The following is a 12,179-nucleotide window of genomic DNA, read 5'->3' on the forward strand; positions in this document are numbered from 1 at the left end:
ACCGTCTCGAAGCCGTACCGGAGGGCGACCGTCAGATCGCACGGCGGCCCATGCCTCGAGGCGGGGTGGTCAGTGGCCGGCCCACGGGGCGGTTGGCTGCGCCCCCGTCAGGCGTTCGATCCGCTTTTTTCGGGCGCGTCGCCGGCTGACAAGACCCCGGCGAGGTGGCTGGACCTCCCGGGGCATGGCCAACGCTGCGCAAGGAGCGTCGACGTGCACGACCTTATCCCCCGTGCCCTCCGATGGCTGCGCCTCTCCATCGCCCCGGCACCGGTAACACTTCGAGACAGCCCACACCGTCGCCGAGATTCTCAGACCACGGTCCCAATGGCCGGGCTGCATCGATTCCTCTCAGCGAGGGCATGGCCGCCGGGGAGGCCCAGTCGATCCATGCCGACGTCAAAGGCCCTTCAGGACACGATCAAGTGCGGACCGGCCTGCGGGCCCCCAGTTCGGCTTGCCGCCGGGCAGGCCACGGTCCCCGTTCTGGCCCATCAACATCAGGAACAGGCTCTTCATCGCGGCCAGTCCACGCGCCCGTCGCACCGATGCCTCGTCCGCCTGTGCGTAGCTGTCGAAAAACCGTGAGGCGCCGCCGGCGGGGAGTAGCAGCCAAGCGGCCGCGAGGTCCCACGCCGGGTCGCCGGCGACCAGCGCGCCGAAGTCGACGACACCCGCCAGTGTCCCGTCCGCGACGACGACGTTCGCGGGATGCAGGTCGCCGTGCACCCACACCGGTGGGCCCCCCACCCCGGGGCCGCCACCGCTTCACCCCAGACTTCACGGATCTCGTCGGCGAGGTCGGCAGGGGCAACGGCCTGGAAGAAGTACTCGAAGCCGCCCGTGCAGTCCTTGGGGTGAGCGCCGAAGTCCGAAGCGGTCGGTGCGTCGGCGGGCGCCTCCACGTGCAGCGCCCTGAGGAAGCCCGACAGCGTCTCGGCCGCGTGGGCGCCGCGAGTGATCGAGCCGTGGTCCAGCGGCGTGCCCTCGACCCATGTCATGACGGTCCAGATCTTGGGGAAGCGCTCGGACGGCGCACCGTCCCGTAGGGGGACAGGAATCGGCAGCGGCAGGCGCGAGGCCAGAGTCGGCAGCCATCGGCGCTCCTTGAGCTGGAGATCGGGGCTCGTGTCCATCCGCTGCATCCGGACGGCCAACTCGTCACCGAGGCGCCACATTTGGTTGCCCCAACCGCCCGCCACTTCGCGGATGGGCAGCTCGGCCAGGTCCGGATGCTGTTCCCGAAGCAGGTCACGGACCAGATCCTCGCTGATCTCAGTCTCGGATTCGATCATGCCGAGTCACCGTACTCGCCAACTGTCGGGTCCATCCGCCAGTTGGAGCGCGAAGTCACACGCAGGCAGTCGCGTGGCATGGCGCACTATTGCAAGCGGGTGCTTGCAATAGTTAGCGAGGTGCTGCACTGTGGAGTCATGGCATCGCTCAACGTCGGCAATCTCGGTGACTACCTGCGCGAGCAGCGGCGCAACGCGCAGCTGTCGCTGCGGCAGCTCGCCGACGCCGCCGGGGTGTCCAATCCGTACCTGAGCCAGATCGAGCGCGGGCTGCGCAAGCCGAGCGCGGAGGTGCTGCAGCAGGTCGCCAAGGCCCTGCGGATCTCCGCCGAGACGCTGTACGTCCGCGCCGGCATCCTCGACGCCGAGCGGGACCGGGACGAGGTGGAGACGCGCGCCGTCATCCTCGCCGACCCGACACTGCACGAGCGGCAGAAGCAGGTGCTGCTGCAGATCTACGAGTCCTTCCGCAAGGAGAACGGGTTCGGGATCGGCGACGGTGCCGAGGGCGCCCCGGGCTCCGACGGCTCCGCCGTCCTCGGTGTCGTGGTCGGTGGCGGGCCTGCGGACGGGGACGCTCCCGACGGCGGCACCGGGATACCGGCGGCGGGCACGGCCGACGGCGACCGTCCCGCCCGGCGCCGTGCCCGTGAGCAGGACGGCGGTGCCTCCGCCCGCACGACCGACGGCGGCTCCACCGCCCGCCGCCGCCCCCGCAAGACCGACGGCGGTACGTCCGCCGTCCGCCGCACCCGCAAGGGCACCGGCGGCAACGACACCGACCCGCAGCAGACGGCCGGCTGAACCGGACCAGGGCACCGGCCGTCCCACCGCGGATCACACAACCCTCAGCCGAACCCTCGAGCACGACAGAATCCGGGAGGACCATCACCATGGCCATCACCGACGACCTGCGCAAGACCTTCAGCGACCCGACCCCGCTCTACTTCGCCGCGGGCACCGCCGACCTCGCCCTTCAGCAGGCCAGGAAGGTGCCGGCCCTGGTGGAGCAGCTGCGCTCCGAGGCCCCCGCGCGGATCGACGCCGTACGCAACACCGACACCAAGGCCGTCCAGGAGAAGGCCTCCGCCCGCGTCAAGGAGACGCAGGAGACCCTCCAGAACAAGGTCACGGAGTTCATCGGCTCCCTCGACGTCGACATCAAGAAGGTCGGCGAGACCGCCCAGGACTTCGCGCTGCGCGGCGTCGGCGTGGCCGCCGAGTACGCCGTCAAGGCCCGCGAGACCTACGAGAAGGTCGCCGAGCACGGCGAGCAGGCCGTCCGCACCTGGCGCGGCGAGGCCGCCGACAGCATCGAGGACGTCGCCGAGGGCGTCGAGGAGCTCGCCATCGCGGTCGAGCCGAAGCGCGAGCCGGTCGAGGTCAAGGAGGAGCCCGGCCGGTCCGCCGAGGCCAAGGCCGCCCAGGCGAAGAAGGCGCCCGCCGCCAAGAAGGCCCCTGCACGCAAGACCACCCCCACCACCGCCAAGAAGACGACGCCGCCGGCGAAGTAACCGGCGCAGGCCGACGCGGGCCGGGCACCCTGGGGGTGCCCGGCCCGTTGTACGGGTACGGTGACCGCGTAGGGACGAGCCGAGTCAGGTGGTGGATGTTGTGCTGATGCAGGGCTTCACGGGGTTCATGTCGCTTCTCAACATGGCCCTGATCGTTTTCAGCGGCTTCGCGTTGATCGACGCGGCCGTACGCCGGGAGGACGCCTACCGCGCGGCCGACAAGAAGACCAAGCCCTTCTGGCTGATCATCCTCGGGCTCGCCTTCGTGGTCAGTCTGATCTTCGACATCCTGTCGTTCCTGCCGATCATCGGGCTCATCGCGACGATCGTGTACATGGTCGACGTCCGGCCCGCCATCCGCGCACTCCCCGGCGGTGGCCGCAGCCGGCGGGGCTCCAGCAGTGACGGCCCTTACGGCCCCTGGAACGGCGGCCGGTAGCAGCCGCCGCGCGGACCCGCTACGGCACCCGGTCCAGCAGCAGCACCGCCACGTCGTCCGTCAGCTCGCCACCGTTGAGGTCGCGGACCTCGTTCACCGCCGCCCGTAGCAGCTGCTCGCCCCGCAGCCCCTCGGCCAACTGCCGGCGCACCATCTCCGTCATGCCGTCCTGGCCGAGCCGCTCCCGGCCCTCGCCGATGCGGCCCTCGATCAGACCGTCGGTGTAGAGCATCAGACTCCACTCGGCGCCCAGCTCCACCTGCATCCGCGGCCATCGCGCCCCGGGCAGCAGCCCGAGGGCCGGACCGTTGCTGTCGTACGGCAGCAGGCGGGCCGGCCTGCCCGGGCGGGCGAGCAGCGGTGAGGGGTGGCCCGCCAGACACAGGCCGGCGCGGCGGCCGTCCGGCGCGATGTCCACCGTGCACAGGGTCGCGAAGATCTCGTCGTCGGCCCGCTCGTGCTCCAGCACCTGCTGCAGCGTGCCCAGCAGCTGGTCGCCGCACAGCCCCGCCAGTGTCAGCGCGCGCCACGCGATCCGCAGCTCCACCCCGAGGGCGGCCTCGTCCGGGCCGTGACCGCAGACGTCACCGATCATGGCGTGCACGGTGCCGTCCGGCGTGCGCACGACGTCGTAGAAGTCGCCGCCGAGCAGGGCCCGCGAGCGGCCCGGGCGGTAGCGGGCGGCGAACCGCAGCGGGGAGCCGTCCAGCAGCGGCGTCGGCAGCAGACCGCGCTCCAGGCGGCGGTTCTCCTGGGCGCGCAGCCGGCCCTCGGCGAGCCGGCGCTCGGCCGACTCGGAACGCTTGCGCTCCACGGCGTAGCGGATCGCGCGGCTCAGCAGCCGGCCGTCCAGCTCGTCGCGGAAGAGGTAGTCCTGGGCGCCCACGCGTACCGCCTCCGCGCCGCGCTCGGCGTCGCCCGAGGCGGTCAGCGCCAGGACGGCGTGCCGGGGGGCGAGTTCCAGCACGTGCTTGAGCACGGCGAGCTCGTCGTCGGAGTCCCTGCCGCCCGGCGCCGGCAGCGCGAGGTCCAGCAGGATGCAGTGGACGTCGTCGGTCAGCAGCCGCCCGGCCTCGGTCAGATTGCGGGCCGTGCGGACGCGGATCGGCTTGCCCGCCTGGTCGAGCATGTCCGGCACGATCGGCGAGCCGGCCGGGTCGTCCTCGATCAGCAGCAGCGTCAGGTTGGTGTGGGCGGTGTTCTCCGCCCTGTTCGTGGTGTTCCCGGCGGTGTCCGGCGTGCGGGCCGTGGTCGAGGTGTCCGTGACGGACTCCTCGGCGGGTCCGCCGCACGGGGACGCGGCCTGCGCCTGACCACTCTCCGCGGCCGGGATCGCTCTCTGCCGCGGTATGGGTACGGGCATCGTCTTGGGTTCCTTCCCTCCCCCCGAGGGCATGGCCGGGGCGAGGGACCTCGACCCACCGACGGGGACCATAGCGGGTGTCGGTGCCGCATAGGAATGGTGTGAGCCATGCCGCTGTGCCACCGGCCGGTGCTATATGCCGCGATATGTACCGCAGTTGGACGGCCCTGTGATGTCGCGGGGATGACGAACGTCACGTCAGCGCGGTGTCAGGTGGGGGTCCGGGTGGATTGGGTCACGTGGGCCAGGTCACCGGAAGGTGTCCGATATCCGGTGTGCCGTGAGGGATTCAGCCGGCGTCCGGCCGTACCACCCCGAGGATGGGCATGGAGCCCGCCCCCGCGACGGTGATGTCCCGCCCGGGCCGGGGCGCGTGCACGATCGCCCCGTCCCCCACGTACATCGCGACATGGCTGGCGTCGTCGAAGTAGATGATGAGGTCGCCGGGCCGCATGTCCTCGATGTCGATGTGCCGCAGCTGCCTCCACTGCTCCTGCGAGGTGCGCGGGATGCCGCGGCCGGCGGACATCCAGGCCTGTGAGGTCAGCCCGGAGCAGTCATAGCTCTTCGGGCCCTCGGCGCCCCACTGGTACGGCTTGCCGATCTGGGCCGTGGCGTAGGCGACGGCCTTCTTGCCCTGCGCGGAGGCCTTGCCGCTGATCTCGGCGAGTATGCCGGAGTCCAGCCAGGCGGTCTGGGCCTTGTGCGCGGCCTCCTTCTCCAGCTCGGCGAGGCGCTCCTGCTCCTCCTTCTGCAGCTCGGACTCGAGCTTCTCCGCCTGCGCGATCTGCTTCTCGATCTTCTTCTGCGCGGTGGCCTTGGCCTTACGGCCCGCCTCCAGCTTCTTCCACTGGGCGGCGGCGTCCTTCGCGTACTGCTCCAAGTCCTGCTGCGCGCGGGTCAGTTCGCCGAGCAGGCCCTTGGTCGCGTGGTGGCCCTGGCGGACCCGGCCCGCGTCGTCGAGGAAGTCCCGCGGATCGTCGCTCAGCACCAGACGGGCCTCGGGCGGCAGCGCGCCGCCGCGGTACTGGGCGGCGGCCGCGGCGCCCGCGCGCTCCTTGAGCTTCTTCAGCTTCTCCTTGCCCTCGACGATCTTCTCGGCCAGCTCGGCGACCTCGGCGGACTGCTTGTCGGCCTTCTCCTCGGCGGCGTTGTACTCGTCGGTGGCGCGGGCCGCGGCGCGGTAGAGCCTGTCGAGCTTCTGGCGTACGGCCTCGAGGTCCTTGCTGGGCGCGAGCGTCGAACCCGCGCTCGGGGTGGGTGTGGGACCGGGACCGGGAGTCGCGAACGCCGTGCCCGGTGCCGCCAGCACGGTGACCGCGCAGACCACGGCCACGGCCGTCGCGATCAGGCCACGCTTGCCCGTACCCATACCTCAGCCCCAAACTGATTGACCGTCAGTAACGTCCGGTTCGCCTGGGGATGCTGCCATGTCCGGCCGCGAAACGACAGAGGCAGTACTTCCCGCCACCCCCTCGGCGGTATGCCTCCGGCATGCCGATCCCCCGTCAGTGTGACGAACGCCTCAGAGGGATCGTTCCATCGGCCGGCCCGGGTCGGAGATGTGAGGTGCCGCAGGGGGATGCCCCGTCCGGCAGGGTCAGGCGGTCGGGGCCAACGCCTGCCACCGCACTGTCACTTCCCCCTGCCGCCACCGCACCGGGCCGTCCGCGACCGGCCAGTCCGCACTCAGGTCCCGTACCGCCCGGATCCAGCGCTGGCGGGCACCGTAGGAGGCGTAGGGCGCGGCGGCCGCCCAGGCCCGGTCGAAGTCGCGCAGGAAGGCGTGCACCGGCTCGCCCGGGACGTTGCGGTGGATGAGCGCCTTCGGCAGGCGTTCCGCCAGGTCGGAGGGGCGTTCCAGGGAGCCCAGCCGGGTGGCGAAGGTGACCGTGCGCGGTCCCTCCGGGCCGAGCGCGACCCACACGTGCCGGCGTCCGATCTCGTCGCAGGTCCCCTCGACCAGCAGTCCGCCGCGCGAGCCGGATCCCGGATCGGCCGGGGCGAGCCGCCCGCACAGCCGCTCCCACACGGCCGCGACCTCGCCCTCCTCGTACTGCCGCAGCACGTTCGCCGCGCGGACGAGCAGGGGCCGCTGCGGGATCGGGATCTCGAACCCGCCGTGCCGGAAGACCAGGCCCGCCCGTTCGTACGGCAGCGCCGCCGCGACCCGGGCCGGCTCGATCTCGACGCCCACGACCCGCGCGCGCGGCGCGGCCGTACGCAGGCGGTGCAGCAGCTCGACGGCCGTCCAGGGGGCGGCGCCGTACCCGAGGTCGACCGCCACCGGATCGGCGGCCCGCCGCAGCTCCGCACCGTGCGTGGCCGCGATCCAGCGGTCCATACGGCGCAGCCGGTTGGGGTTGGTCGTCCCGCGCGTCACCGTGCCCACGACGGGGGTTCCCCCGCTCGAGCGAAGCCGAGGGTGGGGGAGGGCGACGGTGCGGGCTGTCATGCCTATGAGGGTATGTGGCCTCCGGCCGGCGTCAGGGCCCGCGCGGTGCCGGCGCCGGTCAGGCTCACCCCGTGGTCGGGGCCCGGGAGCGGTCCCGGCGGGAGACCGTCACCCGGCCGCGTCCGGCTCGCCCCTCCCGTCGCGGGTGACGCACCCCACTCTCGAACGGTTGAGCGACGTTGGTAATGGCTCGGCAAAAACCGCCCCGGCAGGAATGGGAATCCCTCCCTCCGGCGTTGCACCCGCTTGGAGGGCACAGCGCACCCTCCGGCCGGTATGCCCGCAGCCAAGGAGGTCCGCCACGTGAGCCAGTACATCGGCAGGCTCGGGCGGCGCTCGGCGTCCTCGCCCGCGCGCCTGCGGCTGCACCGCAGGCCCCGCCGGATCGCCATGCTCTCCGTGCACACCTCCCCGCTCCACCAGCCCGGCACCGGCGACGCCGGCGGCATGAACGTCTACATCGTGGAACTCGCGCAGCGCCTCGCCGCCCTGGGCATCGAGGTCGAGATCTTCACGCGCGCGACCTCCGCCACCCTCCCGCCCGCCGTCGACCTGGCCCCCGGCGTCCTCGTCCGGCACGTCGACGCGGGCCCCTACGAGGGCCTCAACAAGGAGGACCTCCCCGCCCAGCTGTGCGCCTTCACCCACGGCGTGATGCACGCCTGGGCCGGCCACCGCCCCGGCCACTACGACCTGGTCCACTCCCACTACTGGCTCTCCGGGCACGTCGGCTGGCTCGCCGCCCAGCGCTGGGGCGTCCCCCTCGTGCACGCCATGCACACCATGGCCAAGGTCAAGAACGCCAACATGGCCGCAGGCGACACCCCCGAACCGGCCGCCCGCGTCATCGGCGAGACCCAGATCGTCGCCGCCGCCGACCGCCTCATCGCCAACACCACCGAAGAGGCCGACGAACTCGTCCGGCACTACGCCGCCGACCTCGACAAGGTCGCCGTCGTCCACCCCGGTGTGAACCTGACCCGCTTCTCGCCCGCCGACGGCCGCGCCGCCGCCCGGGCCCGCCTGGGCCTGCCGCAGGACGCCCTGATCCCGCTCTTCGCGGGCCGTATCCAGCCGTTGAAGGCCCCGGACGTGCTGCTGCGCGCCGTCGCCGTCCTCCTCGACGAGCGCCCCGAGCTGCGCTCGCGCCTCCTCGTGCCCGTCGTCGGCGGCCCCAGCGGCAGCGGCCTCGCCAAGCCCGAGGGCCTGCAGAAGCTGGCCGCACGCCTCGGCATCGCGGACGTCGTACGGTTCCACCCGCCGGTCGGCCAGGAGCAGCTGGCGGACTGGTTCCGCGCCGCTTCCGTGCTGGTCATGCCCTCCTACAGCGAGTCCTTCGGCCTGGTCGCCATAGAGGCCCAGGCGACCGGCACCCCCGTGCTCGCGGCCTCGGTCGGCGGCCTGCCGGTCGCCGTGCGCGACGGCCACACCGGCTTCCTCGTCCGCGGCCACGACCCGGCCGACTACGCGCGCGTGCTGCGCGACTTCGCCGACGACCCGCACCTGGCGCCCCGGTTGGGCGACCAGGCCGCCCGCCACGCCCAGTCCTTCGGCTGGGACACCGCGGCCGCCGCCACGGCGGACGTCTACACGGCGGCGATGCAGGAACACCGCCGTCGCGTACGCTCGCTGCATGGGTGAAACCGATCTGGAACAGCGTGCGGCACAGGTCGTCGAGGGAGCGCTGAAGGACGCCGACCTGGAGTGGGAGAGCCCCCAGCCCGGCTCCTACGTCGCGCAGCTCCCCGGCACCCGGAAACTGAAGACGACGGTCTCCCTGATCGTCGGCCGCCACTCCCTGTCGCTGAACGCCTTCGTCATCCGCCACCCCGACGAGAACGAGCAGGGCGTCCACCGCTGGCTCCTGGAGCGCAACCTCAAGCTCTACGGCGTGGGTTACGCCGTCGACCGGCACGGCGACGTCTACGTCACCGGCCGTCTGTCCCTGTCCGCCGTCACCCCCGACGAGATCGACCGTCTGCTCGGCCAGGTCCTGGAGGCCGCCGACGGCAGCTTCAACACCCTTCTGGAACTGGGCTTCGCCTCGGCGATCCGCAAGGAGTACGACTGGCGGGTGTCCCGGGGCGAGCCGACGCGCAACCTGGACGCGTTCGCCCACCTGACGCGGCGCCCGGAGCGCTGATTCATCCCGCGCGGTAACGCCCGGGCGGCACCCCCACCATCTTCCGGAAGTGCCGGGTGAGATGCGACTGGTCGTAGAACCCGGTCGCCGCCGCCACGACACCCGGCGAGTGCCCTTCGAGGAGCAGCCGCCGGGCGCGCCCCACGCGCAGCGACGTCAGGTACTGGTGCGGTGCGATGCCGTAGGCGGTGCTGAACGCCCGGACGAGATGAGCCGGGTGGCCACCCACGAGCTCGGCTGCCTCGCGCAGCCCGATGCCTTCGACGACCCGCTCGTCCAGCAGCTCGCGCAGCCGGCGCGCGAGGACGGGATCGGCGGGCCGAGGGGATACGGGATCCCCCTTCAGATGGCCCCGCAGCCGCTCCCCGACGAACATCAGCCTGCTCTCGGCCTCCAGTTCCTCACCGGGCCGCAGCAACGCGCCGTGCACCTGCCCCACCCGCCGCCGCAGCAGCGGGTCGCGCAGATCGGGCCGGTCGACGGCGGCGCCGATCAACTCGTCCCCGAGATACGTCCCGTCGAGGTACAGCACCCGCTTGCGGAAGCCGTCCGGGGTGACCGGGGAGCCGTTGTGCGGCACGTGCGGCGGCAGCAGCGACACGGTGTCGTGCGGGGTGCCGTGCTCGTGCCGGTCGAGGTCGTACCGCACGGCGCCGGTGTCGACGATCAGCAGCGTCCAGGCGTCGTGGACGTGCATCGGGTACGCGTACTCGGTGAACCGGGCGTGGAAGACCTCGACGACACCGGGCACGGCGGGCCGCCAGGCGGACACGATCCGCTGCCGGTCCGGCCCGGTCGGTCGTTCCGGCCCGGTCGGCCGGTTCGTGCGAGCGGGCTGTGAGGCCATGCAAAGAACGTACAAGACCGTGACGGCAACCGCCGGGCACGCTCGGATCATGAACACCGAATCGACCCTGGAGCCGATCCGCTTCGACACGAAGATCGCCGTACTGCTGCGCGACGACCTGGAGCCCTGGCAACGCCTGAACGTGACCGCGTTCCTGGTCAGCGGGGTGGGAACGCAACTGCCCGAGGTGATCGGCGAACCCTACGAGGACGCGGACCAGGTGCCCTACCTGCCGATGTTCCGCCAGCCGGTCCTGGTCTTCGAGGCCGCGAAGGAAACCCTGACCGCGGCACACGGCCGAGCCCTCTCCCGCGCGCTGCCCCGCGCGGTCTTCACCTCCGACCTCTTCACCACGGGCAACGACCGCGACAACCGCGCGGCCGTCCGGGCGGTCCCGACGGCGGAACTGGACCTGGTCGGTCTCGCGGTCTACGGCCCCAAGAACGCGGTGGACAAGGTGCTGAAGGGGGCGCGGATGCACCCGTGAGCCGGCGGGGGTGCCCGCGGCGCCGACCAAAGTCGCGAGCACGTAGACCAAGGGCTGACGACAGGCGGGACGCCCAAGCGGAAACTCGTCCCATGCGGGAAGTCAGGAAGATCCACATGGGGAAGAGGCCCGGTTCACCACCCGGTCCGGTCACGGAACTCGCGGAGTCGGCATGGGGCATCGTGCTCTTCTGCGTGGCGTGCGGCGCGGGCGCCGGCGCGCTGCTCCCCCTCCTCGCCCGCCTGTCGCTGTCCCTGCCGTGGGCACCGCTCGAAGGCCCGGCCGAACTGCTGACGTCGATCCCGGAGCCCGCCCTCACCCTCGGCACGGTCGCGGTGGGCGTCCTCGGCGGCCTGCTCCTCGGCTTCTCGGCCGCACACGACTCGCTGTCGGTCACCGTCACCGACACCCACGTGACGCTGAGGATCCGGGGCACCTCGCGGCAGTTCCCCCGCGACGACGTCTCCGCACTCTTCCGGGACGGCAGACAGCTCGTCCTCCTGGCCCCGGACACCCTGGAACTGGCCCGGGAAGACTCCGGCCTGGCCTGGCCACGCCTCACGGAGGCGCTCGTGGAGCACGGCTACGCGTGGACGGAGGAGGACCCGCACCGCGCCGAGTTCCGCCGCTGGGTTCCGGGCATACCGGGGCTGCCGGAGGGAGCGGACGCGCTGCTGAGGGCCCGGGCGCAGGCACGAAAGGACGACAGTGCCGGGGAGGCGCGGGAGCTGCGGGGGGAGTTGCTGCGGCTGGGCGTGGTCGTACGGGACGAGGAGAAGCGGCAGTACTGGCGGGTGGCCGGCGGGTGAACGCGCCACCGCCGCCGTCCGTCGTCCGAGGGGTCCTTGCACTATGAGCGCGCGACCCGGGCGGGCACAGTGCAAGGACCCCTAAGGCGTGCACGCGGCGGCGACCGAGACGCTGTTCTCGTACAGGTGGTGCCGCGTGATCCGCCCGCCCTCGACGGTGAGCCGCAACGCGAACGGCCCCGAGAAGGACTTGCCCGTCGCCCGCACGGTCCCGGACAACTGCCCCATCAGCACGGCGTCGGCACCGTCGACGAGAAACGTGTCGACGGAGGCACGGGCGTCCTCGGGCACGGTGTACCGGGCCAACTCATCGGCCTGAGCGGCACATTCCAAGGCGGTGGACCGGGGCCGGATCCAGGGGACCACAGGGTTCTCGGCCAGCATCCAGTCGACTTCGTCGGCGAAGAGCGCGCTGAGCCCTTCGGTGTCCCCGGCGAGCCGGAGCTCCAGGAACTTCTGAACGGTGGCGCGGGTGATGTCTGCGGTGGTGGTCGTCGTCATGTCGGACAGCTTGCCGGGGGGCGGCAGGGGTGTCGATTACGCCGGAAGTAAGCCTCGGTCGGCCACGGCGGCAAACCTCGTCGCCGACTAGATGCCGACCTGCTTCGATCACACCATGACCGAGGGCGCCGCAGTCGATGTCGCAGACGACCACATCCTGGGCAACCAGATCCTCCTCGGCCTCATCGAACTCCGTGCCCACCTCGGTTGTTCGCTCCACGAGGCCCTGGAGGTCTTCTCCGCGCGGTACGCGGTGCCGAGGACCGAGCGGCAGGACGACTTCGCGTGCGGTCACGACGAGTACTGGGCCGGGTTCCACTCATGAC

At 72.0% G+C, this 12,179-nt stretch carries 13 protein-coding genes and 1 pseudogene; 8 read left to right on the forward strand and 6 right to left on the reverse strand.

What is annotated here, in order from left to right; translation table 11 throughout:
- Positions 1–399: 399 nt before the first annotated feature.
- Positions 400–1,295 (reverse strand): annotated as a pseudogene (locus tag ACWD1U_RS19790) (aminoglycoside phosphotransferase family protein).
- 138 nt (positions 1,296–1,433) lie between these two features.
- On the opposite strand from ACWD1U_RS19790, the gene ACWD1U_RS19795 reads away from it, so the two are divergent.
- From ACWD1U_RS19795 to ACWD1U_RS19805, 3 genes are all read left to right on the forward strand, one after another.
- Complete coding sequence (locus tag ACWD1U_RS19795) at positions 1,434–2,099, forward strand: helix-turn-helix domain-containing protein (RefSeq protein ID WP_451109101.1); 666 nt, start codon at positions 1,434–1,436, stop codon at positions 2,097–2,099.
- Between the two features lie 89 nt (positions 2,100–2,188).
- Complete coding sequence (locus ACWD1U_RS19800; protein WP_451109103.1) at positions 2,189–2,809, forward strand: hypothetical protein; 621 nt, start codon at positions 2,189–2,191, stop codon at positions 2,807–2,809.
- Positions 2,810–2,915: 106 nt separating this feature from the next.
- Positions 2,916–3,248, forward strand: coding sequence for a DUF2516 family protein (locus ACWD1U_RS19805; RefSeq protein ID WP_451109416.1), 333 nt, complete (start codon positions 2,916–2,918; stop codon positions 3,246–3,248).
- 19 nt (positions 3,249–3,267) lie between these two features.
- On the opposite strand, the gene ACWD1U_RS19810 is transcribed toward ACWD1U_RS19805, so the two are convergent.
- From ACWD1U_RS19810 to ACWD1U_RS19820, 3 genes are all read right to left on the reverse strand, one after another.
- Positions 3,268–4,611 (reverse strand): SpoIIE family protein phosphatase, encoded by a 1,344-nt coding sequence (locus tag ACWD1U_RS19810; RefSeq protein WP_451109104.1) that lies wholly within the window; start codon positions 4,609–4,611, stop codon positions 3,268–3,270.
- Positions 4,612–4,900: 289 nt separating this feature from the next.
- Positions 4,901–5,983, reverse strand: coding sequence for an NlpC/P60 family protein (locus ACWD1U_RS19815; RefSeq protein WP_451109106.1), 1,083 nt, complete (start codon positions 5,981–5,983; stop codon positions 4,901–4,903).
- A gap of 228 nt (positions 5,984–6,211) precedes the next feature.
- Complete coding sequence (locus ACWD1U_RS19820) at positions 6,212–7,003, reverse strand: class I SAM-dependent methyltransferase (RefSeq protein WP_451109418.1); 792 nt, start codon at positions 7,001–7,003, stop codon at positions 6,212–6,214.
- A gap of 366 nt (positions 7,004–7,369) precedes the next feature.
- On the opposite strand from ACWD1U_RS19820, the gene mshA reads away from it, so the two are divergent.
- Both mshA and ACWD1U_RS19830 read left to right on the forward strand, forming a co-directional pair.
- Positions 7,370–8,707 carry a D-inositol-3-phosphate glycosyltransferase gene (gene mshA, locus ACWD1U_RS19825; protein ID WP_451109108.1) on the forward strand — a complete coding sequence of 446 codons (1,338 nt, stop codon included), beginning with the start codon at positions 7,370–7,372 and terminating at the stop codon, positions 8,705–8,707.
- A complete protein-coding gene (locus tag ACWD1U_RS19830; protein ID WP_451109110.1) occupies positions 8,700–9,209 on the forward strand; it encodes a YbjN domain-containing protein in 510 nt (169 codons plus the stop codon). The genes mshA and ACWD1U_RS19830 overlap by 8 nt, the downstream gene beginning before the upstream one ends.
- Before the next feature lies 1 nt (position 9,210).
- On the opposite strand, the gene ACWD1U_RS19835 is transcribed toward ACWD1U_RS19830, so the two are convergent.
- On the reverse strand, positions 9,211–10,056 hold the full coding sequence (locus ACWD1U_RS19835; protein ID WP_451109112.1) for an AraC family transcriptional regulator: 846 nt from the start codon (positions 10,054–10,056) through the stop codon (positions 9,211–9,213).
- Between the two features lie 49 nt (positions 10,057–10,105).
- Between ACWD1U_RS19835 and ACWD1U_RS19840 the strand changes: the two genes are divergently transcribed.
- Positions 10,106–10,543 carry a DUF2000 family protein gene (locus tag ACWD1U_RS19840; protein WP_451109113.1) on the forward strand — a complete coding sequence of 146 codons (438 nt, stop codon included), beginning with the start codon at positions 10,106–10,108 and terminating at the stop codon, positions 10,541–10,543.
- Between the two features lie 92 nt (positions 10,544–10,635).
- Positions 10,636–11,352 carry a YqeB family protein gene (locus tag ACWD1U_RS19845; RefSeq protein ID WP_451109115.1) on the forward strand — a complete coding sequence of 239 codons (717 nt, stop codon included), beginning with the start codon at positions 10,636–10,638 and terminating at the stop codon, positions 11,350–11,352.
- Positions 11,353–11,433: 81 nt separating this feature from the next.
- Here the strand turns inward: ACWD1U_RS19845 and ACWD1U_RS19850 are convergent, their stop codons facing one another.
- The gene (locus tag ACWD1U_RS19850; RefSeq protein ID WP_451109116.1) at positions 11,434–11,853 is read right to left on the reverse strand and encodes a nuclear transport factor 2 family protein; all 420 of its coding nucleotides are present in this window, start codon (positions 11,851–11,853) and stop codon (positions 11,434–11,436) included.
- 115 nt (positions 11,854–11,968) lie between these two features.
- Between ACWD1U_RS19850 and ACWD1U_RS19855 the strand changes: the two genes are divergently transcribed.
- Positions 11,969–12,178, forward strand: coding sequence for a hypothetical protein (locus ACWD1U_RS19855; protein WP_451109118.1), 210 nt, complete (start codon positions 11,969–11,971; stop codon positions 12,176–12,178).
- Position 12,179 lies beyond the last annotated feature (1 nt).

This window comes from Streptomyces sp. NPDC002788 (genome assembly GCF_053592115.1).